The following is a 20544-nucleotide window of genomic DNA, read 5'->3' as shown; positions in this document are numbered from 1 at the left end:
TGTTGAACTTGTGCCACAGTTGAGCGTAGCTAGTTCGCTATGAATGAACCCCGCGCGGAACAGGTTTCAGACCCTTCTGCAGAGCGTCCCGTAAAAGGGCGCATCTGGGCTGATCGGCCGCGTGCATTTTTCGGCTTTGCCTATGCGGTGGCGTTTATCGTCACGGCGCTGGCCATCTGGATTGTGGCCGTAGCGCCCGGATCGGCGGGCGAGGGGCGCACGGCGTCGGCTCGCGTTATCCTTTATGTGCTGCTGGCCAATATGGCGGTCATCGGCCTGTTGGCAGCCGTGGTTGGCCGTCAGGTCCTGAAACTGTTTCGGGTCCGCCATGAAGCCGGTGCCAGACTGCACCTACGGTTTGTATTCCTGTTTTCTATCGTGTCGGTGGTGCCGGCGGTTCTGATCGCGCTGGTGTTCGGCGTCTTGGTCAACCGTGGTGTGGACCAGTGGTTCAGCACCAATGTGCGATCCTCGGTCGAGAATGGTGCCCTGATCGGACGGGCCTATGTGTCCGATGTCGGTACAAGGCTGGAACGCGATCTGGAGACAATGAGTATCGAACTGGGCGGTATTCGCGGCATGTTTGATAACCGTATCCAGTTCAATCGCGCCCTGACCCAGATCGGTGATTTCTTCGGCTATCCGGCGGTCTATATCCTGAACGGCAAGGGCGAGGTTCTGGCCAGTGGCGAGCGGCCCGATGCGCCGCCCTATGTCGCGCCGCCACCCGATGCCTTCCGTATTTTGGCCGATGGCGAGGTGGCCCCCGCCTCGGCGACCGAAAACCCCGACAGCATCCGTGCGCTTTATCCGCTGACGGAATATGGCGATGCCTATCTGTATGTGGTGCGCCCGCTGGCCGAGGGGCTGATCCAGCGGATGCGGACGGGCGAGGAATCCATTCTGGCCTATCGTCAGGCCGAGGAAAGCCGCGCCCAGATACAGGCCATCTTTGCGCTGGCCTATCTGGAAACGGCCTTGTTGGTTCTGGTGGGCGCAGTGTGGTTGGCCATGTCGGCGGCCAATGCGATTTCGCGCCCGATCGGCCAGTTGATCGGTGCAGCAGAGCGCGTGTCGGCGGGGGATTTCGAGGCGCGTGTGGATGCATCCGATGCACCGGCGGAAATGGCTGTCCTGTCCGATGCCTTTAACCGCATGACCCACGATATCCAGACCCAGCAGGTGGCTTTGCGCTCGGCCAGTGTCGAGGCGCAGACCCGTTCGCGCTTTATCGAAACCGTGCTGTCAGGTGTCAGTGCCGGTGTGATCGGTCTGGATCGCTATGGCCGCATCTCGGCGATCAATGACAGCGCCCGCGATCTTTTGTCGATCACGAACGAGGATGTGCAGGGGCAGAGACTGGGCACGGTTTCCCCCGAACTGAGCGAACTTTCCGAACGCGGCGAAGCCCACATCGAAGAAGATATCGATGTGACACGTGATGGCGAAACCCGCCGTCTGCGCGTGCGTATCGAGGGCGGTCAGGGTGGCGAGATGGTGCTGACCTTTGACGACATCACCCGTCTGGTCACGGCCCAGCGGAATGCGGCGTGGCGCGATGTGGCGCGCCGGATTGCCCACGAGATCAAGAACCCTCTGACCCCGATCCAGCTCTCGGCAGAGCGTCTGCGCCGCCGCTATCGTGACAAGGTGGGTGAGGATATCGAGGTGTTCGACCGCTGCACGGAAACCATTATCCGTCAGGTCGGCGATATTGGCCGTATGGTGGACGAGTTCTCCTCGTTCGCCCGTATGCCTGCGCCACGGTTCACAGAGGAACGTGCCGACGAGATGCTGCGCGAGGCTGTGTTTGCCCAGCGTGTGGCCATGGCCGATATCGGTGTGGACCTGTTCGAGCCGGTACCGGAAACGGTGCTGGACTGCGACGGGCGCATGGTGCGTCAGGCGCTGATCAACATCCTGAAAAATGCCGGTGAAGCCGTTTCGGCGCACAAGGCATCAGGTGCTGACACCGCTTATCCGGGGGTTGCGACCCGTCTGGATGTATCGGGCGGCTATGCCCGCTTCATCATCGAGGATGACGGGATGGGCCTGCCGGAGAAAGATCGGGACCGTTTGACCGAGCCCTATGTGACCACGCGTGAAAAAGGCACGGGTCTGGGATTGGCTATTGTGAAGCGTATTTGCGAAGATCACGGAGGAGAATTGCGGTTGGGGGATGCCGAAAGCCTGTCGGGCGCGCGTGTCACCCTCGTTTTTCCCCTTCGTCAGAATATCAAATCGACCCAGCGCCTTTCCGAAGGCAAGCCGGGCGATGACATGAAGAGAGAGGCCCTATGAAGACTACTGGCGCCGACATTCTGGTCGTTGATGACGAGAGCGATATCCGCGAACTGGTTTCGGGATTACTGGAAGACGAGGGGCACCACGTCCGCACCGCATCCAATGCCGAAGAGGCATTGGCGGCGGTTCGTGCGCGCAAGCCTTCGCTGGCCGTGCTGGATATCTGGATGCAGGGCGGGGGCATGGATGGCCTCGAACTGCTGGACGTTATCAAGGGGCTGGATGAAGACCTGCCGGTGGTGATGATCTCCGGTCACGGCAATATTGAAACGGCCGTTAGTGCGCTGAAGCGCGGGGCCTATGATTTCATCGAAAAGCCGTTCAAGTCGGACCGTCTAGTGGTGGTCGTTGACCGCGCCCTCGAAGCCGCCTCGCTGAAACGCGAGAACAGGCGTCTGCGGGCGCAGGCCATGACGCCTACGGGTTTGATCGGCAAGTCGGTGGCGGCGCAAAACCTGCGTAACACCATCACCAAGGTGGCCCCCGCCAATAGCCGCGTGCTGATTTCCGGCCCTCCCGGTTCGGGCAAGGAACTGGTCGCGCGCCAGATCCACGATAACAGCCCGCGTGCCAAGGGCGAGTTCGTGGTGATCTCGGCGGCGGGCATGACGCCGGAACGCCTTGATGCAGAACTGTTCGGCGAAGAAGGCTCGGATGGCCGTCCCGCCAAGATCGGTGTGTTTGAACGCGCCCATAACGGCACCTTGTATCTGGACGACGTGGCCGACATGCCGCGCGAAAGCCAGAGCCGCGTGCTGCGCGTTCTGGTGGACCAGCGCTTCCGTCGTGTCGGTGGCGAACAGGACGTTCAGGTGGACGTGCGTGTCATCACCTCGACCGCCAAGGACCTGAAAGAGGAAATCGCCGAAGGCCGTTTCCGCGAGGACCTGTTCCACCGTCTGAATGTGGTGCCGATCCGCGTTCCGCCTCTGTCCGAGCGCCGCGAGGACATTGCCGAACTGGTCGATTATTTCGTCGAGACGCTTTCGTCTTCGCAAGGTTTGCCGCGTCGCCAACTGGGCGAGGATGCGATTGCTGTTCTGCAAGTGCATCCGTGGCCGGGCAATGTGCGCCAGTTGCGTAACAATATCGAACGCCTGCTGATCCTGGCGACGGGTGACGTGTCGGAGCCGATCAGTGCCGAGATGTTGCCGCAGGAAGTGGCGTCCAACTCGTCCAGCAGCTTTGGCAATGAGCGCATTATTGCGCTTCCGCTGCGCGAGGCCCGCGAGGTGTTCGAGCGTGATTATCTGGCGGCGCAGATCATGCGCTTTGGCGGCAATATTTCACGTACCGCAGCCTTTATCGGCATGGAGCGTTCGGCCTTGCACCGTAAGCTGAAGTCGCTGGGCGTTTCGCCGTCCCGTGGTGGTGATGATCAAGAAGGAGAGGGCGCCTGATGTCTAGGGTCGCCTATGTAAACGGGACCTATCAGGCCCATGGCAATGCCGTCGTCCATATCGAGGATCGCGGTTTCCAGTTCGCTGATGGCGTCTATGAGGTCTGGTCCGTCTTTGACGGCAAGCTGGCCGATTACGAAGGTCATATGCAGCGTCTGGGCCGTAGCCTGACCGAGCTGCGCATCGACATTCCGATGACGGCACAGGCTCTGGGCGTCGTGTTACGCGAAACCATTCGTCGCAACCGCGTGCGTAACGGGATCGTCTATATCCAGATCACCCGTGGCACGGCACCGCGCGACCATGCCTTCCCCAAGGGCGTGGCCCCCAGCGTGATTGTCACCTCCAAACCGATCGACCTGAGCAAGGGCGAGGCGCTGGCGGCCAAGGGCGCGGCGGCGGTGTCGCATCCCGACACCCGCTGGGGCCGTTGCGATATCAAGACTGTCGGTCTTCTGCCCAACGCACTGGCCAAACAGGCGGCCCGCGAAAAGGGGGCCTATGAGGCCATCCTTTATGACGAGATGGGCATGGTGACCGAGGGCTCCTCGACCAATGCTTGGATTGTCGATGAAAACGGCAAGCTGCGCACCCGCGACACACAGGCCAATATCCTGCGCGGCATTACCCGAGCCGCGATCATGAAGCTGGTCGCCGAGGAAGGCATCGAACTGGACGAACGGGCCTTCTCTCTGGAAGAGGCCAAGCGCGCCAAGGAACTGTTTGTTACGGCGGCATCGTCGTTTGTGATGCCTCTGGTGTCGCTGGACGGCGAGAAGATCGGCGACGGCAAGCCCGGCCCGATCGCCACGCTTTTGCGCCAGGTCTATCTTGCGCAGGCGCGACGAGAGGCCATTTAAGGCGTTGCCGCCAATCCTGATGCAAGGTTTAATGTCGGCTCGGGGCAAACCCGGGCCGAAACCGGCATCCCAATAACGAAGAACAGGATAAACCTGCCATGTCGCAAGACAAACGCCAGAACCTCCAAGACACCTTCCTGAACAGCGTCCGCAAGACCAAGACTCCGCTGACCATCTTTCTGGTCAATGGCGTCAAGCTTCAGGGCATCGTAACCTGGTTCGACAACTTCTGTGTGCTTCTCCGTCGTGATGGCCAGTCCCAACTGGTTTATAAACATGCCATCTCGACCATTATGCCTGCCGGTCCGGTGCAGATGTTCGAGCCCGAAACCGAAGAAGACTGATTGACTTCCAAACTTATTGACCACGCCGTTCCGCTCATTCGGGCGGTTGTTGTTCACCCCGACAGGGGTTCCGAAACGTCGCGTCACGCCGCCGACCGTCTTGAAGAGGCGGTCGGTCTGGCGCGTGCGCTTGATCTGGATGTTCAGGCCGAAGAAGTCGTGCGTTTGCGCGGCGTCACGCCCGCGACCCTGTTCGGGTCGGGCAAGGTCGAGGAGCTGGCCGCTCTGGTACGCGCCGCCGACGCCGAGGCCGTGGTCGTTGACGACCAGCTGACACCGGTCCAGCAGCGCAACCTTGAACGGGCCTGGGAGGTGAAGGTCATCGACCGCACCGGCCTGATCCTCGAAATCTTTGGCCGTCGTGCCCGCACCCGTGAGGGGCGGCTTCAGGTCGAACTGGCGCGTCTGGAATATGAACGCTCGCGTCTGGTGCGGACATGGACCCACCTTGAGCGCCAGCGCGGCGGCACCGGCTCGACCGGTGGTCCGGGTGAAACCCAGATCGAAATCGACCGCCGCCTGATTGCCGACCGTATTGTGCGCCTGAAGGCCGAGCTGGAAGAAGTGCGCCGCACGCGTGGCCTGCACCGCAAGGCCCGCAAGCGTGTGCCTTTCCCCGCTGTGGCTCTGGTGGGCTATACCAATGCGGGCAAGTCGACGCTGTTCAACCGCCTGACAGGTTCGGAAGTGTTCGCCAAGGACCTGCTGTTTGCGACGCTGGATACGACCCAGCGCACCATCAAACTGCCGCAGGGCCGACCAGCGATCATTGCCGATACTGTAGGCTTTATCTCCGATCTGCCGCACGAACTGGTGGAAAGCTTCCGCGCCACGCTGGAAGAGGTGGGCGAGGCCGACCTGATCCTGCACGTGCGAGATATTGCGTCGCCTGACACCGAGGCCCAGCGCAAGGATGTCGAAGAGGTTCTGGGGCAGATCGCAACGCCGGAAGGCCGCACCCGCCGCATCCTCGAAGTCTGGAACAAGATCGACCTGCTGGACGACGAGGCCCGCGAGACGGTGCTGGGCCATGCCGAGCGTCTGTCACGCGAAGGCAAGGCCGTGGCCGTGTCCGCATGGACGGGCGAGGGCACAGATGCTCTTCGCGAAACCATTGCCAACCTGATCGACGATGACCCCGAAAGTGTCATCCTGATCCCGTCATGGCGCGGGGATGTGTTGGCATGGCTGTACGAGAATGGTCGTGTGACGCATCGTGCGGTTGAAGAAGATGGCACCATCCGCGTGACGGTGCGTTTGCACCCTGTGGCCTTGGGCCGTTTCGAAAGTTCCTACCCCGACATTCTGGACTGATATGCAACTGATCGAGACCGCGCTGTTCCTTCTGCTGGCCGTTGTGCTGTCGGGATGGGTGGCGCGGATCACCCGTATGCCCTTGCCGCTGGTGCAGATTGCACTGGGGGCAGGGGTGGTGATGCTGACGGGTAAAAGCGTCGATCTGCGTCCTGAAATCTTCTTTCTGCTGTTCCTGCCGCCGCTATTGTTTGTCGACGGCTGGCGCATACCCAAGGCGGCGCTTTATCGCGACCGCAAGGTGATCCTTGAACTGGCTCTGGGGCTGGTGGTGTTTACCGTGCTGGGGCTGGGCTTCTTCATCCACTGGATGATCCCGGCCATGCCGCTGGCCGTGGCCTTTGCCCTGTCGGCGATCCTGTCTCCTACCGATCCTATTGCGGTTTCCGCCATTGCGGGCCGCAGTCCCATGCCCAAGCGCCTGATGCATATTCTGGAAGGCGAAAGCCTTTTGAACGATGCCACAGGCCTGACCTGTATGCGGATTGCGGTGATTGCCGCGACGACGGGGGCGTTTTCACTGACCCATGCGGTTGGCACTTTTGCATGGCTGGCTGTGGCCGGTATTGCCGTTGGTGTCGTGGTCAGCCTGTCGATCAATCTGGTCAAGGGCTTTATCAGCCGACGCTGGGGCGAGGATGTTGGCGGCCAGATACTGGTCAGCCTGCTGATGCCCTTTGCGGCCTATCTGGCAGCCGAAGCCATCCATGCCTCGGGTATTCTGGCGGCGGTGGCAGCCGGTATCACCATGAGCTTTACCGAACGCGAAGGCACGGCCAAGGCGGCCACGCGCATCCGTCGTGCGGTGGTGTGGGATACGGTACAGTTTACCGCCAACGGCCTGATCTTTGTAATCCTTGGCGAGCAGATGCCGTCCATTCTGGCTCGTGCCGCCGAGGTGATCAAAACCACGCCGCAAAAAGAGGTCTGGTGGCTGGCTGTCTATGTTCTGGCCATTGTCGGCGTTCTGGCGACGCTGCGGTTTATCTGGGTATGGGCAACGCTGCGCCTGACCCTGTTCAGCCGCAAAAAGGGTACGAGCGAGCGGCCCAAGCTGCGCTGGCGTCTGGTGGCGGTGATGTCGCTGTCGGGGGTGCGCGGTGCGATTACGCTGGCCGGTATCCTGACCCTGCCGTTCTTTGTGGCCGATGGAACACTTCTACCGGCGCGAAATCTGGCGATCTTCTTGGCGGCAGGGGTGATTGTTGTGTCGCTGGTGGTGGCCAGTGTGGCGCTGCCGATCCTGCTGAAGGGGGTCGAGATGCCGCCAGAGGATCACGCCTATACCGTCGAAGATCGTGCGCGCAAGGCTGCGGCTCTGGCCGCAATCAGCGCACTGGAACAGGCCGAGCGCGATGCCATAGGTGCGGGGGTGCGGGCGGATGAACATGCGGCTGTGGTGGCGCGACTGATGGAGGTTTACCGCCACCAGATCGAGCTGTTCTCGGGGGCGGACGACAATGAATCCGTGCGTAATCACCAGATGGAGCAGTTGGAGCGTGAACTGGCTCTATTGGCGCTGACCGCCCAGCGCACTGAACTGGTGCAACTGGCCCGCAAACGCCTTGTCGATGAAGAGACGGCCCGCAAACTGATCCGCGAGATCGATCTTCAGGAAATCCGTTTGGTCTAGCTGCCCTTGGCAATCCAGTCGGTCAGGTCTGCATAGCTGCTGAATACCTGATGCGCGCCTGCCGCCTTGAGACGTTCGGGATGGTCCCCGCGAATATGGCCACCGACACATAGACCGACAACCGTCATGCCAGCCGCGACACCCGCCAATACGCCCGTCGGGCTGTCCTCGATCACCAATGCGCGTTCCGGTGCGCTATTCATGGCGTCTGCAGCATAGAGGAACAGGTCGGGGTGGGGCTTGCCGCGCGTGACGTGGACGGCGGCGCTGAAGATCGGACCGGCAAAGGCTTCGTAGGCACCGAAACGGTGCAAACCCAGCTCGATCCAGTCGGGTGGGCTGGACGAGGCGATGCAGCGCGGCTCGGACCGGCTGGCCAGAAAGGCGTCAAAACCTGCCACAGTCATCAGCTCGGTTCGGGCGCGTTCGTGACAGCGGCGCATCCATTCCGTGTGAACATCCGGCGGGCAGGGGGCACCCAGACGCTCTGAAATCAGCGCCTCGCAATCCAGCCATCGTTTGCCCAGATAGGTGGATAGGGCATCGTCGAGCGTGGTCGGCAGACCGATCTCGCTGAGGACTTCGGCCATGACGGTGTTGCTGAGTAACTCGCTGTCGGCGACGACCCCGTCATAGTCGAAGATGATCAGATCAAAGCCGGAGGGTTTCATTTTATTTGGGCATCCACCGGACCAGAGGCGTGTCGGCGCGAAGATAGAGCGGGTGTTTGGGGCTGCCGTCGCCATTGGTGCCAAAGCACCAGATGTCGATGCCGTCGGCGTTCAAAGCCTCGACCAGCGCTTTGCCTGCGGGCACCAGCGCCTTGTTCAGTTTGCCGTGGCACAGGATGACGCGGGAGGCACCCTTGGCCTGTGCGCGGATGGCGGGCAGGTTGGCGGGGGATGACACCACCACCCCGTCTTCCAGCAGCATCTTGGGATGGGTGGCGCGGTAATCGCCTACATTGGCCTTCACCATCGCGGCAAAGCCTTCGCGCTGGGTAAAGGTCCATTCGCGGGCGCAGGTGGGGTCATTGACCTCGGCATCGGCGGTGGACGGGTTCATGCCGATGAACAGGACATAGCGGTCGGGGAAGGCATCGCCCAGCCAGCGGCGCATCAGGGTGCGGTGGCGGCCATCGGCGCTGAACTCGGCATCGCCGCGCACGCCCGCCATCAGCGCCATTCGCACCTTGCCGCCAGGGTCGTGCTGGTGCTGCTGGGCGGGATCGGGCGGGATGAGATCAAGCTGGTCCGCCAGTATCTTGGTCTTTCTCATGCCTGTTCTGGGGTTTTCTCGGCGATCTTGGCGGCGTCCCACAGAGCATCCATTTCGGCAAGGTCGGATTGTTCCGGCGTGCGGCCGTCCTTTTTCAGTTCGGCCTCGATGAACTCGAAGCGGCGCACGAATTTCGCATTGGCCCCACGCAGGGCATCTTCAGGCTCGATCTCTAGCTTGCGGGCCAGATTGGCCATGACGAACAGCAGGTCGCCCAGCTCTTCCTTGGCCTTTTCCTTGTCGCCCGCCTTGATCTCTACGCGTAGTTCCTCGACCTCTTCGGCCATCTTATCGAACACTTCATCGACGGACGGCCAGTCAAAGCCGACGCGGCCCGCACGTTTGGTCAGCTTGGCGGCACGGGTCAGGGCAGGCAGTCCGACGGGCACATCGTCCAGCACGCCCGTCTGGGCCTTGGCGACGCGCTCTGCAGCCTTGATGTCTTCCCAGCGGGCTTTTTGGGCGCTGCCGGTATCTTTGGCGGCTTCATCGCCGAACACATGCGGGTGGCGACGGACCAGCTTATCGGCCATAGCCTCGGCTACGTCTTCCAGTTTGAAGTGACCCGCTTCCTCGGCCATGCGCGAATGGAACACGACCTGGAATAAAAGGTCGCCCAGTTCGACACGAAGCTCGTCCATGTCGTTGCGCTCGATGGCGTCGGCGACTTCATAGGCTTCTTCGATGGTGTAGGGCGCGATGGTCTGGAAGGTCTGTTCCACATCCCACGGACAGCCGCCGTTCGGGTCGCGCAGGCGAACCATAATCTCTTTCAGGCGGTCAACAGGATGGGTCATGCAGTCGTTCCGGCGTCTCTGAGCGCCAGTGCGGCGCGGATTTCATCGTGGCGTGTGCCTGTCAGCGGATAGTTCCGCATGGCAATCGCTGCCGCCGCCATTAGCAGGGCAGGCACGGCGATAAACAGGATTTGCAACATCAGGATGGCGAACTCGCCATTTTCCGCAGGTGTCTGTTGTGGTTTGAAGCCGACGACCTGAAGGATGGCATAGGGGATCAGGGCGAACACATGGCCCATCTTGGTGGTGACGGCGAGGATGGAGAACATAAGGGCGGTCAGGTCTTCGCCGGTTTCGTGCCGGACCTCGTCGCCCGCATCGGCCATCATGGCCCGCAGCAGGAATAGCGCCGCCGCATAGGGCAGACCCGCCATGAACATGGCCGCTGCCGTGATGGCAAAGTTTCCGCCGGGGACCAGACAGGCCAGCCCATAGAAGACGGCGAAGACGATGGACGAAACCGCCAGCGTCTTGTGCTTGCCAATGCGCGTGGCCAGCCATGCCCAGAAAGGTGCGCCCACCAGTCCCGCCATGAAATACAGCAGCATGAAGATGGAGGCCGAGGCGTGGTCATAACCCTTCACCTGACCAAAGAAGAAGAACACCATCGACCCCGTAATGCCCGGCGCGATGCCGAGTAAAAGGTCTGCCAACAGCAGCTTACGCACGGTCTTCAGCTTGAACAGGCCCAGCCATGTGCGGATACCGCCATGCGGTTTGGCCGAGGCCAGAGGCGGCTCGGGCGCAGCGAAATAGGCGATGGCCAGCGTAACCGGCAGGGCGACGATAATGCCCCAACCCATCCATTTCACCCCGTCGGCATAGGTGCCGAACCCGCCGCGCACCACGATGGTCGGCAGGACGAGGATCAGGATCACGCCGATGATGTTGAACACCTGCCACCAGCCATAGACGCGGCTGCGCTGATTGTATTCGGGGGCAAGGACGGCGGCCCATCCCATCTGGCCCAGCGTTCCCATCGAGAAGCCCAGATAAAGGAACAGAAGCCAGCCAAACAGATAGACCGGACCATCCCCCGGCTTGGCCATGACGAACATCATCAGGGCCGCGATCATCAGAATAGGGGCCGAGGCCAGCATCCACGGACGGTAACGGCCCATGGGGGTGCGGGTGCGGTCCATGGCCCAGCCGATGAAGGGATCAAAGCCGATATCGATCAGCCGCACCGCCATAAAGACGGCGGCCACCATTCCCAGTTCCAGCCCGATATGGGTGGCGTAAAACTCTGGCAGGGTAACGGGCAGGGCCACGCCGAATGCGGCCAGTGGCAGGCAGGGACCGCTAAAGGCCGCCAGAACGGCATTGGAACGGCGCGGACTGGTGGACATATGCAGGTATCCGCATCAGCGATTCACAGAGACTGCATGATGGTCTGATCTGCCATCCAGCGCGAGGACAGATTGAAGCTCGATGAACGGGGTTGCGAAGGGCGGCGCAATCGGGCCTCCTTGGGCGCATGTCTTTGCGATTCAAAATGCAGTCTGCGCTTCATCGGCGGGCAGGCTCGATTGCGGGTCTGGCTGCGGCCTTGTCGGTGAGCCTGTTGGCAGCTCCCGCCATGGCTCTGGTGGGGGCTTTGCCCGTTGGTGCAGCCGGAGCGGCGGAACCGGCTCTGGTAGATGCAGAAATATGTGACCGTGATACCGGCCTGTATGACCAGGCGGCCTCGGCCAACAGTATCAATCTGTATGCCTTGCAGTGGAGCCCGTTCGGGCCGAGCGAAATGGGTTGGGAAACCTATGTACCCCTGATTCAAAAAGAGCTGGGGACGGGATGCGACCCGACCTCTGCGGCCTTTGCGGAAAAGCTGTCCCTGTTCCAAACCCGCTATGGGCTGATGGCCAACGGCCAGTTTGATGCCGCGACCTTTGCGGTGTTCCGTGGTCTGTGGCAGGAGCGCAGACCCTTTATTCTGGCGCGTATTCGCGGGGAATGCCCGTCACCGCCGCCGATAGCGGACCTGTCCTATCTGGTGGCGGGTGAAGAACATGCCGAACGGATGACGCGCATGGCCCGTCGCGATGTGCTGGAGGCCTATCGCGAGATGGTGGCCGCTGCCCGCCGCGAGGTGCCCGAAATGGCAACCCAGCCGGAACTGTTGCAGATCTTCTCGTCCTTCCGCGATCCAGAAGCCGATGCCGCCCGTTGTGCGCGTGATGGCAATTGCGACGGGGTGCGCCGCGCGGCCTGTTCGGCGCATCGGACGGGGACGGCGCTGGATATCTATGTCGGGCATTTGCTGGGCTATGGTGTGGATTCAACCCATTCCCATAACCGTCGCTATATGACCCAGACCCAGACCTATCGCTGGCTGGTCAAGAATGCCGAACGGTTCGGCTTTGTGCCCTATGCCTTCGAGCCGTGGCACTGGGAGTGGGGAGGCCCGCCCGGAGGTTCCGCCCTTTGAAATCACTCCGTATCCGAACTCTGACGTTTAATGAGCGCGAACTGGCCCGCGAGGTGTTCGGTACGGCCATAGGTCTGGATCGGGTGCGGGTGTTTCGTTCGCCGTGGCCGCTGGTGCGGGCCTTTGTGCCGGGACGGTGGTTCGGGCGCGAATGGATATCGTGGCCGGACCGTTATTACCACGCGGATATGGCGCTGGCCCCCTTGGCGATACAGGCGATCTTTGTGCACGAGATGGTGCATGTCTGGCAGGCCCAGCAGGGTGTGAACCTGCTGTTCGCCAAGATCAGGGCCGGGGACAGCACGGCGTCCTATACCTATCCCGTCAGCGATATGTGCCACTGGGACGGGCTGAATATCGAGCAACAGGCCATGGTGGTCGAGCACCGCTTTCGCCTGTCGCGCGGGATGAAGGTGCCGGCGGATAGGCTGTTTTATGATCGTGTTTGCCCGATCGGTCGGGAGCCGGATGATAAAATAATTGCCTGAGTGACTTGCACGCTAGGGCGAAGCCATTAAATGGAACATGTGCTGTTACTGAATGGCGCAATGTTCTATTTTCCGGAGTTCCCAGTGCCCAAGATTCTCGTGCTTTATCATTCGACCTACGGCCATATCGAACAGATGGCCTATGCTGTTGCCGAAGGTGCCGGTCAGGTTGAAGGCGCTGTTGTCGATGTGAAGCGCGTACCGGAAACCGTGCCGGAAGAGGTGGCCCGCAACGCCCATTACAAGATGGATCAGGAAGCCCCGATCGCCACTGTGGCCGATCTGGAAAACTATGACGCCATCATCATCGGCGCAGGCACCCGTTTTGGCTCGGCCGCATCGCAAATGCGCGCCTTCCTCGACCAGACCGGTGGCCAGTGGGCGCAAGGCAAGCTGATCGGCAAGGTCGGGGGTGCCTTCACCGCCTCGGCGACCCAGCACGGCGGTCAGGAAACCACCTTTAGCGGCCTGCACAACTTCTTCCTGCACCACGGCATGATGATTGTCGGTCTGCCGTATTCGTTCGCAGGCCAGATGAACATGGACGAGATCGTTGGCGGCTCGCCCTATGGTGCGACCACCCTGACCAAGGGCGACGGTTCGCGTATGCCTAGCCAGATCGAGCTGGATGGCGCACGCTTCCAAGGTCAGCATATCGCGCAAATCGCCAAGAAACTTCACGGTTAAGGTTATGAAACAGCCTGCAATCTTCTTTGGGCATGGATCGCCCATGAACGCTCTGGGGGGAGAGTTCGCCGACGGCTGGAAGGCCTTGGGCGCGCAACTCGGTAAACCCAAGGGGGTGGTTATGGTGTCCGCCCACTGGGAGACACGCGGGCTGGGCGTGACCGCGATGGCGCAGCCGGAAACCATCCATGACTTTGGTGGTTTTCCGCCTGCGCTGCATGCCATGCAGTATCCGGCACCCGGTTCGCCTGAACTGGCGGCTCGCGTGTCGGAACTGACCGGAGCCGTGCAAACAGACCAGTGGGGACTGGACCACGGCACATGGTCGGTGCTGGCCCATGTGTGGCCCGATGCCGATGTGCCGGTGGTGCAGTTGTCGCTGAACCGCGATCTGGACACGCGCGGCCATTACGAACTGGCCAAGGCGCTGCGGCCTCTGCGGGACGAAGGCTATCTGATCGCGGGCTCGGGTGACTTTGTGCACAATCTGCGGACGTGGAAGCGCGATGGCGGCGAGCCCTATGACTGGGCGACCGACTTTAACGAGGCGGTAAAAGCGGCCTTTGTGCGCGGCGACCACGACGCCCTGATCGACTGGGTGCATCTGGCCGAGAATGCGCAACTGTCGGTGCCGACCGACGAACATTACCTGCCGTTGCTGTATGTCGCGGCCCAGCAGGAGGAGGGCGAATCTGTCGCCTTCTTCAATGACGAGGTTGTGGGTGGTTCTATTTCGATGACCGGAGTGCGGATCGGCTAGGCAAGAAAGCAGTGCGGATCGGCTGATCCTAAGCGGCTAAAGAAAATGGCGCAGATCGTATGATCTGCGCCATTTCTCGTTTTAGCGGCGGCGGTCCACGGCGAACATGCCCGGACCGGCGGCGGCGATAAACAGGAAGACAAAGCAGTAAAGGGCCGCCAGTTCACCGCCGTTCAACAGCGGGAATAGGCCTCTGGAGGCGTGGCCGATGAAATAGGCCGCAGCCATAAAACCAGACAGCACAAACGCGACGGGGCGCGTAAACAGGCCCAGAATGATCAGCAACCCGCCTGCAAACTCGATAGGGCCTGACCACCCGACCAGTGTGTTCAGGTCGATATTGGCGCGATCGCCGCCCGGAAAACCGAACAGCTTGGCCGTGCCGTGCTGAACCAGCAGCAGGCCCGAGGCGATACGCAGGGCCGCCAGTGTCAGCCCATGCCAGTCAAATGTGCGCAACGACATTCAGATGCTCCCCGGATCAGACGCTTATTTAGCGTCTTCGACCATTTTCTGAAGGGAAACATAATCGGTCTTGCCGGTACCCAGAACAAGGATTTCAGCAACCTTGATGATCTTTTTGGGGACGGCCAGTTCCGGTGCGCCATTTTCACGCGCCCATGCGCTGAGTTCCGAAGACTCTGCACCCTCGCGGTCTGTGATCAGCACCAGCTTCTCGCCCTTGCGGCTGTCGGGAATGGCGACGACGGCGTGGCGGTTATCGGGCCATACGGCACCGGCAATGCCCTCAACGGCCGTCAGGGACACCATCTCGCCGCCGATCTTGGCAAAGCGTTTGGCGCGTCCGCGAATGGTGATGAAGCCCTCGGCATCCACATCGACAATGTCGCCGGTGTCCAGCCAGCCGTCTTCAATGGCTTCCCATTTCAAGGGATCGCCAGAGGTCAGATAACCGGCCATGACGTTCGGGCCCTTGATGAACAGGCGGCCACCGGCATCGACGCCTTCGACCGGCTCAAGGCGGTGATCCAGACCCGGCAGGATCTGGCCAACGGTACCCGGGCGGTTCTTGCCCGGCTTGTTGACGGCCACGACAGGGGCGGCCTCGGTCGCGCCATAGCCTTCCAGCAGTTCGATGCCGCCGAATTTGGATTCGAACAGGGCGCGGGTTTCGTCGCGTACACGCTCGGCACCGGCAACCGCGAATTTGATGGTGGCAAAGTCGTCGGGTTCGGCCACGCGGGCATACTGGTTCAGGAAGGTATCGGTCGCAAACAGCAGGTTGGCCTTAACCTGAGGCAACAGGTCGGTGATCTGTTTGGCGTGCAGCGGCGACGGATACTGGAAGCCCTTCAAGCCTTCGAGCAGAGGCAGGATGGCCCCTGCGGTCAGACCAAAGCAGTGGAAGGTCGGCAACGGGTTGAACAGCACCCATGACGGGTCCAGCGCGATATGATCGGCAACCTGACGGGCATTGGCCACAAGGTTCTGCTGGGTCAGCAATACACCCTTGGGCGAGCCGAAGCTGCCCGAGGTGAACAGGATGACACCCGGATCATTAGGGCTGGTTTTGACGGCAAAACGCTTGGGCGCGGCACCGGCAGCAAGGCCGTAAAGCTTGTCTTTCAGGCCGATGGTCTTGCGGACATCGTCCAGCCAGACAATCTCGGCCACGGTGCCCAGCGCCTCGACCAGATCGCCCAGAGCGGCCTGATCGACGAAGCGTTTGGCGGTCAGGATTTTTTTGACGCCCGAAGCCTTGATGGCGGCTTTCAGGTTGGCTTCACCGGCGGTGAAGTTCAGCATCACCGGCACACGGCCATGCGCATGCAGGCCAAAGAAGGTGACGACCACCCCCATAGACGACGGCAGCAGTATCGCTACGCGCTCGCCCTTCTGGGTCATGTTGGCAATCTTGCGGCCCAGCACAAAGGCCGCACGGATCAGACCCGTATAGGTCAGCGGGTTGCGATCCTGATCTTCGAGAATTTCCTTGTCGCCATATTTGGCCCGCGCGTCGATCAGGGCGTCGATAAGCGTGGTCGTGTACAGCTTGGAATCCAGCGATTGCCGCAAGGCGATCCTCCTTAGGCGGGCCGGTGGCCCCCTTTATCCGTTCGGGCGGACCTCATTAAAGATGTGGGTCCATTTTGGAAAGACTCTGAAACCTTCCGTGAGGATTGCAACGATTTTCGACTAAAAGGCTGACCATTTGAATTTATGCACGACGTCACAATGTACTCAAAGGTGATTACCTTGCCATTCACTACAGTATCCGCAACACACGTGGTTTCATTATTATTGGCATTCGCCATCCATTTAAGTGAATATATAAATCATATTGATAAGTAAAAATGACTAATCTATCGTCGTACACATTTAGCAATAATCAAAAATTACAATAATTAATCTATATGTGTATATATTTTTCAAATGAAAACATGAAATCATGTGCATTAAGGTGGGTATTTACTAAAGGATTTTAATCGTTTGACTAAATCAAAACTGCCTTGACGAGGGGAAATTTTTAACAGCATTTTTCAAATCATACACAGGAGGATGCTATATGCTTATAGAATTACTCGCGGCTGCAGCAATCCATAACGCGACAGATTTCATAGCTAACGAGCCAAACCCAGCCCCTCAAAACTCCACACAACAATGGCCTACCGACGACAAGTCACCTGCTCGATGGGTCTTGTTTCCTCCAACTGGCAAACGCCCGTTTCTCGTTATCAATTCAACTAGCTGGGGCTACGATGTCGCAGTCAGATATGAATTTAATCACGATGGGCCTGCCAGCAACCTCGGCTATTATGTAGCAACTCGCCAAACATCGACCGGATTGGAAGAGGCCGATTCTCGTGAATGCAGTTTTGCAGCCAGCCTTCAAGAACTGCGATCAATACCCACTCCAGAGGTAATCGTTCCGGGCACCCTTCCTCTTCAGGATTGGCCCTATCCAGTTATTGCTCATGGAAACAGTTCGATCACTATCTGGGGATCCAAGCAAGAAAATGGGGCTCCGGCTGAACTATCCATGTCTTCTCCTGATGGAGCGATCGCAACATGGGTCCAGACCTTTTACGAGAAAACTCACGGATGCTGGAAGCCAAGGGCTTAAATGACGCATCGAATTGCACCGATGTGTCATGGTTATGACTTTTAAAATGGCCATCTTCAAACAGCTTCCTGTAGGCACAATTTTAAATTTAAAGCTTCAAGCTAAACTTCTCCCATATGGGGCAGGCGGCAATAGAAACCGATAGTGAGGCGGGGAGTGCCTTGCCTATTGCAGCGTAAAAGCCGAAATAGCCCCTCATGGTCACCCTGATCGACACCCTGAAGACGTCGCCGGCACAACTGCGGCACCCTGAAAAACAGAACCGCCCGGAATCGGCGGTGCTGAAGAAACCTGACTGGCTGCGCGTTAAGGCACCCGGTTCGGGGCAGTATAATGCCACCAAGGAAATCGTGCGCTCTAAAGGGCTGGTCACGGTTTGCGAGGAAGCAGCCTGCCCGAACATCGGCGAGTGCTGGAGCCAGAAGCACGCCACCCTGATGATTATGGGTGACACCTGCACGCGTGCCTGTGCCTTCTGCAACGTGAAGACGGGCCTGCCGCAACCGCTTGATCCCGAAGAAGCGGGCAAGGTCGGTCTGGCTGTCCAGCAGATGGGTCTGAACCACGTCGTTATCACGTCCGTAGACCGCGATGACGTAGCCGACGGTGGTGCTGCACACTTTGCCGAAGTGGTGCGCCAGATTCGCCTTCAGGCCCCGAACACGACCATTGAAATTCTGACGCCCGACTTCCTGCGCAAGGATGGCGCGGCGGCCGTGATGATCGACGCCAAGCCGGACGTCTTTAATCACAACCTTGAAACCGTTCCGCGCCTGTACCTCAAGATCCGTCCGGGTGCGCGTTACTTCCACTCCTTGCGTCTGTTGCAGATGGTCAAGGAACGCGATCCGAACCAGTTCACCAAGTCGGGCATCATGGTCGGCCTTGGCGAGACCAAGGAAGAAGTGATGCAGGTGATGGACGACATGCGCTCGGCGGGTGTCGATTTCATCACCATCGGCCAGTACCTGCAACCGACGCGCAAGCACGCTGCTATCGACCGCTTTGTCACGCCGGAAGAGTTCAAGGCTTATGAGGCTATCGCGCGCGCCAAGGGCTTCCTGATGGTGTCGTCCTCGCCGCTGACGCGCTCGTCGCACCATGCGGGTGAAGACTTTGCCCGCCTGAAGGCCGCCCGCGAAGCACAACTGCGTCGCTAAGGCGAATATGGCTGTTCATCGTGTGACGCGCATACTGCCCTATGCGCCGGATCAAATGGCGGCGCTTGTTGCGGATATTAAGCACTATCCGCAATTCGTGCCGTGGATCACGTCCATGCGTGTCTGGAACACCCGCGAAGAGGCGGACGGTGTGACCGTTATGGACGCCGAGGCCGGTGTGGGTTTTGCTGTCCTGACCGAAAAATTCTCGACCTGGGTGCGCTATGACAGCAATGCACCCAAGGTCGAGGTCGGTCTTTTGCGTGGCCCGTTCAAGCATCTGAAGAACCGCTGGGAGTTTTTCCCCGACGAGAACGGTACCCGTCTTGAGTTCATGATCGACTTCGCGTTCAAATCGAAGATGCTCGACATGATGCTGCATTCGAACTTTGATCTGGCGGTGCGCAAGCTGATCGAATGTTTCGAAGCCGAGGCCAAGCGGAGATACGGAACCTGATGTCTTTCGATTTCGATGCGACCGTTGTGGGTGCAGGTGCCGTAGGGCTGGCATGCGGGCGGGCGTTGTCGAAACGGGGGCTGACGGTTCTGGTTCTGGAAAAAGAACCGCACATCGGGCAGGGCGTGTCCTCGCGCAATTCCGAGGTCATTCACGCCGGGCTCTATTATCCGACCGGATCGCTCAAGGCGAAGTTCTGTGTCGAGGGGCGTCGGCGGCTCTATGATTTCCTTGAAAGCCACAAGGTCGATCACTGGAAGTGCGGCAAGCTGGTTGTCGCCACAGAAGAGGCCGAGGTGCCACGCATCGAGGCGATCTTGGAGCAGGGGCGCATCAACGGCGTCGAGGGGCTGGAGCTTCTAAGCGGCGAACAGGCGAGGGCGCTGGAGCCGCAGTTGAATGCGGTCGCGGCCATCCTGTCGCCCGAGAGCGGCCTGTTCGACAGTCATGGCTATATGCTGGCCCTTGAGGGCGAGATCGAGGCTGCGGGCGGCTCTGTGGTCACATCTGCACCGTTCGAAGGGGCCGAGCCTCTGGCGGGGGGTGGTTTTACCATCCATGTCGGCGGCGAAGGGGCCATGAGCGTCACCAGCCGCCTGTTGGTGACGGCGGCGGGCCTGTCGGCACAAAAGGTGGCAGCCAGCATTGAGGGCTATCCGGCGGACCTGATCCCTGCGGGCCATTTCGGCAAGGGCGTCTATTTCCGTTTGTCAGGCCCCGCACCGTTCAATCGCCTGATCTATCCGCCGCCCATTCCGGGCGCGCTGGGGACGCATTACCGCAAGGATCTGGGCGGGCAGGGCGTGTTTGGCCCCGATCTGGCCTATGTCGAGGCCGAGGACTATTCGGTCGATCCGGCCAAGGCAGAAGTGTTTGCGGGCTATATCCGCCGCTTCTGGCCGGATGTGCAGGTCGAGAAACTGGCCCCTGACTATGCGGGGATCCGTCCAAAACTGCATGGCAAGGGTCAGCCTCAGCCGGATTTCCAGCTTCGCGGCGTCGAATCGCACGGTATCGGGGGGCTGATGGCCCTGTTTGGTATCGAAAGTCCGGGCCTGACCAGTTCGATGGCAATCGGGGAAGCGGTCGCGGATCGCCTCGCGCGTTGATTCGTTGACGACTTTCGGCGAATAAGACGCCGTTCGGGGTCGAAAAGGGGCTTTGAGAGGCCGTGATGGCAGTGTTTTAGCTCTTTCGGCACTACCCCTTGAAATCATCGTCGGCTTCATGCATAAGCGCGGCCTCGTGTGGCGGTCCGGATTTCGTGGCCGCCGCTATTGTTTTTCGCGCCTTCATCGGCGCACCGACTTAGAGATTGAGACGGACATGGCCGTTCCGAAGCGCAAAGTATCCCCGTCCCGTCGTAACATGCGCCGTGCGCATGACGCTCTGGGCAGCAACCCGTACACCGAGGACAAAGACACCGGCGAGCTGCGTCGCTCGCACCACATCGACCTGAAGACCGGTATGTACCGCGGTCGTCAGGTTCTGACCCAAGCCGAAGACTAAGTCCCGGTTTAGGTCTGCCGATTTCCATATCGGTGACGAA

General features: G+C 60.1%; 20 protein-coding genes. 14 read left to right on the top strand and 6 right to left on the bottom strand.

Going from position 1 to position 20544, the window contains the following annotated elements:
- Positions 1–39 precede the first annotated feature (39 nt).
- From FHS64_RS08965 to FHS64_RS08940, 6 genes are all read left to right on the top strand, one after another.
- Positions 40–2301: a sensor histidine kinase NtrY-like gene (locus tag FHS64_RS08965; RefSeq protein WP_167177868.1), complete on the top strand. Its 2262-nt coding sequence runs from the start codon at positions 40–42 to the stop codon at positions 2299–2301.
- A complete protein-coding gene (ntrX, locus tag FHS64_RS08960; protein ID WP_167177867.1) occupies positions 2298–3704 on the top strand; it encodes a nitrogen assimilation response regulator NtrX in 1407 nt (468 codons plus the stop codon). Before FHS64_RS08965 ends, ntrX begins: the two co-directional genes overlap by 4 nt.
- Positions 3704–4564: a D-amino-acid transaminase gene (locus FHS64_RS08955; RefSeq protein ID WP_167177866.1), complete on the top strand. Its 861-nt coding sequence runs from the start codon at positions 3704–3706 to the stop codon at positions 4562–4564. Before ntrX ends, FHS64_RS08955 begins: the two co-directional genes overlap by 1 nt.
- Positions 4565–4662: 98 nt before the next feature.
- Positions 4663–4908 (top strand): RNA chaperone Hfq, encoded by a 246-nt coding sequence (hfq, locus tag FHS64_RS08950; RefSeq protein ID WP_167177865.1) that lies wholly within the window; start codon positions 4663–4665, stop codon positions 4906–4908.
- Positions 4909–6222, top strand: coding sequence for a GTPase HflX (gene hflX, locus FHS64_RS08945; RefSeq protein WP_167177864.1), 1314 nt, complete (start codon positions 4909–4911; stop codon positions 6220–6222). It begins immediately after the preceding gene.
- A gap of 1 nt (position 6223) precedes the next feature.
- Complete coding sequence (locus FHS64_RS08940) at positions 6224–7855, top strand: Na+/H+ antiporter (RefSeq protein WP_167177863.1); 1632 nt, start codon at positions 6224–6226, stop codon at positions 7853–7855.
- On the opposite strand, the gene FHS64_RS08935 is transcribed toward FHS64_RS08940, so the two are convergent.
- Genes FHS64_RS08935 through FHS64_RS08920 form a run of 4 tightly spaced genes read right to left on the bottom strand, consistent with a single transcriptional unit; the run spans position 7852 to position 11279 of the window.
- Positions 7852–8526 carry an HAD family hydrolase gene (locus FHS64_RS08935; RefSeq protein WP_167177862.1) on the bottom strand — a complete coding sequence of 225 codons (675 nt, stop codon included), beginning with the start codon at positions 8524–8526 and terminating at the stop codon, positions 7852–7854. The genes FHS64_RS08940 and FHS64_RS08935 overlap by 4 nt on opposite strands.
- A gap of 1 nt (position 8527) precedes the next feature.
- Complete coding sequence (locus FHS64_RS08930; protein WP_167177861.1) at positions 8528–9133, bottom strand: DUF1643 domain-containing protein; 606 nt, start codon at positions 9131–9133, stop codon at positions 8528–8530.
- Positions 9130–9930: a nucleoside triphosphate pyrophosphohydrolase gene (mazG, locus tag FHS64_RS08925; RefSeq protein ID WP_167177860.1), complete on the bottom strand. Its 801-nt coding sequence runs from the start codon at positions 9928–9930 to the stop codon at positions 9130–9132. The genes FHS64_RS08930 and mazG overlap by 4 nt, the downstream gene beginning before the upstream one ends.
- Positions 9927–11279, bottom strand: coding sequence for an MFS transporter (locus tag FHS64_RS08920; protein ID WP_167177859.1), 1353 nt, complete (start codon positions 11277–11279; stop codon positions 9927–9929). Before FHS64_RS08920 ends, mazG begins: the two co-directional genes overlap by 4 nt.
- Positions 11280–11425: 146 nt before the next feature.
- On the opposite strand from FHS64_RS08920, the gene FHS64_RS08915 reads away from it, so the two are divergent.
- The 4 genes from FHS64_RS08915 to ygiD all read left to right on the top strand — a co-directional run bounded on the left by FHS64_RS08915 (position 11426) and on the right by ygiD (position 14293).
- Positions 11426–12358 (top strand): M15 family metallopeptidase, encoded by a 933-nt coding sequence (locus FHS64_RS08915; protein WP_243862903.1) that lies wholly within the window; start codon positions 11426–11428, stop codon positions 12356–12358.
- Positions 12355–12846 (top strand): hypothetical protein, encoded by a 492-nt coding sequence (locus FHS64_RS08910; RefSeq protein WP_243862902.1) that lies wholly within the window; start codon positions 12355–12357, stop codon positions 12844–12846. Before FHS64_RS08915 ends, FHS64_RS08910 begins: the two co-directional genes overlap by 4 nt.
- A gap of 84 nt (positions 12847–12930) precedes the next feature.
- The gene (gene wrbA, locus FHS64_RS08905; RefSeq protein ID WP_167177858.1) at positions 12931–13533 is read left to right on the top strand and encodes an NAD(P)H:quinone oxidoreductase; all 603 of its coding nucleotides are present in this window, start codon (positions 12931–12933) and stop codon (positions 13531–13533) included.
- A 4-nt stretch (positions 13534–13537) separates the two neighbouring features.
- Positions 13538–14293 carry a 4,5-DOPA-extradiol-dioxygenase gene (gene ygiD, locus FHS64_RS08900; RefSeq protein ID WP_167177857.1) on the top strand — a complete coding sequence of 252 codons (756 nt, stop codon included), beginning with the start codon at positions 13538–13540 and terminating at the stop codon, positions 14291–14293.
- 81 nt (positions 14294–14374) lie between these two features.
- Here the strand turns inward: ygiD and FHS64_RS08895 are convergent, their stop codons facing one another.
- Entirely contained in the window at positions 14375–14758 is a 384-nt protein-coding gene (locus FHS64_RS08895; protein ID WP_167177856.1) for a DoxX family protein, read from the bottom strand.
- Between the two features lie 24 nt (positions 14759–14782).
- Positions 14783–16330 (bottom strand): AMP-binding protein, encoded by a 1548-nt coding sequence (locus FHS64_RS08890; RefSeq protein WP_167177855.1) that lies wholly within the window; start codon positions 16328–16330, stop codon positions 14783–14785.
- A gap of 1245 nt (positions 16331–17575) precedes the next feature.
- On the opposite strand from FHS64_RS08890, the gene lipA reads away from it, so the two are divergent.
- The 4 genes from lipA (at position 17576) to rpmF (ending at position 20504) form a co-directional block, all read left to right on the top strand.
- Entirely contained in the window at positions 17576–18538 is a 963-nt protein-coding gene (gene lipA / locus FHS64_RS08885; RefSeq protein WP_167177854.1) for a lipoyl synthase, read from the top strand.
- 7 nt (positions 18539–18545) lie between these two features.
- Complete coding sequence (locus FHS64_RS08880) at positions 18546–18995, top strand: type II toxin-antitoxin system RatA family toxin (protein ID WP_167177853.1); 450 nt, start codon at positions 18546–18548, stop codon at positions 18993–18995.
- Positions 18995–20104, top strand: coding sequence for an NAD(P)/FAD-dependent oxidoreductase (locus tag FHS64_RS08875; protein ID WP_167177852.1), 1110 nt, complete (start codon positions 18995–18997; stop codon positions 20102–20104). The genes FHS64_RS08880 and FHS64_RS08875 overlap by 1 nt, the downstream gene beginning before the upstream one ends.
- Before the next feature lie 217 nt (positions 20105–20321).
- Positions 20322–20504, top strand: coding sequence for a 50S ribosomal protein L32 (gene rpmF, locus FHS64_RS08870; protein WP_167177851.1), 183 nt, complete (start codon positions 20322–20324; stop codon positions 20502–20504).
- Positions 20505–20544: the final 40 nt, after the last annotated feature.

Origin of the sequence: Brevundimonas terrae, from assembly GCF_011761985.1 — a bacterium.
GTDB classification, from domain to species: Bacteria; Pseudomonadota; Alphaproteobacteria; order Caulobacterales; family Caulobacteraceae; genus Brevundimonas; species Brevundimonas terrae.
The sequence above is the reverse complement of the archived record's forward strand: the minus strand, read 5'-3'. Positions and strand labels throughout refer to the sequence as shown.

Excerpts from the sequence above, each read along its gene's own strand:
- FHS64_RS08895 (WP_167177856.1), bottom strand. The coding sequence starts at position 14,758 with ATGTCGTTGCGCACATTTGACTGGCATGGGCTGACACTGGCGGCCCTG.
- lipA (WP_167177854.1), top strand. The coding sequence starts at position 17,576 with ATGGTCACCCTGATCGACACCCTGAAGACGTCGCCGGCACAACTGCGG.
- FHS64_RS08915 (WP_243862903.1), top strand. The coding sequence starts at position 11,426 with ATGCAGTCTGCGCTTCATCGGCGGGCAGGCTCGATTGCGGGTCTGGCT.
- mazG (WP_167177860.1), bottom strand. The coding sequence starts at position 9,930 with ATGACCCATCCTGTTGACCGCCTGAAAGAGATTATGGTTCGCCTGCGC.
- ygiD (WP_167177857.1), top strand. The coding sequence starts at position 13,538 with ATGAAACAGCCTGCAATCTTCTTTGGGCATGGATCGCCCATGAACGCT.
- rpmF (WP_167177851.1), top strand. The coding sequence starts at position 20,322 with ATGGCCGTTCCGAAGCGCAAAGTATCCCCGTCCCGTCGTAACATGCGC.
- FHS64_RS08880 (WP_167177853.1), top strand. The coding sequence starts at position 18,546 with ATGGCTGTTCATCGTGTGACGCGCATACTGCCCTATGCGCCGGATCAA.
- FHS64_RS08965 (WP_167177868.1), top strand. The coding sequence starts at position 40 with ATGAATGAACCCCGCGCGGAACAGGTTTCAGACCCTTCTGCAGAGCGT.
- ntrX (WP_167177867.1), top strand. The coding sequence starts at position 2,298 with ATGAAGACTACTGGCGCCGACATTCTGGTCGTTGATGACGAGAGCGAT.
- FHS64_RS08940 (WP_167177863.1), top strand. The coding sequence starts at position 6,224 with ATGCAACTGATCGAGACCGCGCTGTTCCTTCTGCTGGCCGTTGTGCTG.
- FHS64_RS08930 (WP_167177861.1), bottom strand. The coding sequence starts at position 9,133 with ATGAGAAAGACCAAGATACTGGCGGACCAGCTTGATCTCATCCCGCCC.
- FHS64_RS08955 (WP_167177866.1), top strand. The coding sequence starts at position 3,704 with ATGTCTAGGGTCGCCTATGTAAACGGGACCTATCAGGCCCATGGCAAT.
- FHS64_RS08935 (WP_167177862.1), bottom strand. The coding sequence starts at position 8,526 with ATGAAACCCTCCGGCTTTGATCTGATCATCTTCGACTATGACGGGGTC.
- hfq (WP_167177865.1), top strand. The coding sequence starts at position 4,663 with ATGTCGCAAGACAAACGCCAGAACCTCCAAGACACCTTCCTGAACAGC.
- FHS64_RS08920 (WP_167177859.1), bottom strand. The coding sequence starts at position 11,279 with ATGTCCACCAGTCCGCGCCGTTCCAATGCCGTTCTGGCGGCCTTTAGC.
- FHS64_RS08875 (WP_167177852.1), top strand. The coding sequence starts at position 18,995 with ATGTCTTTCGATTTCGATGCGACCGTTGTGGGTGCAGGTGCCGTAGGG.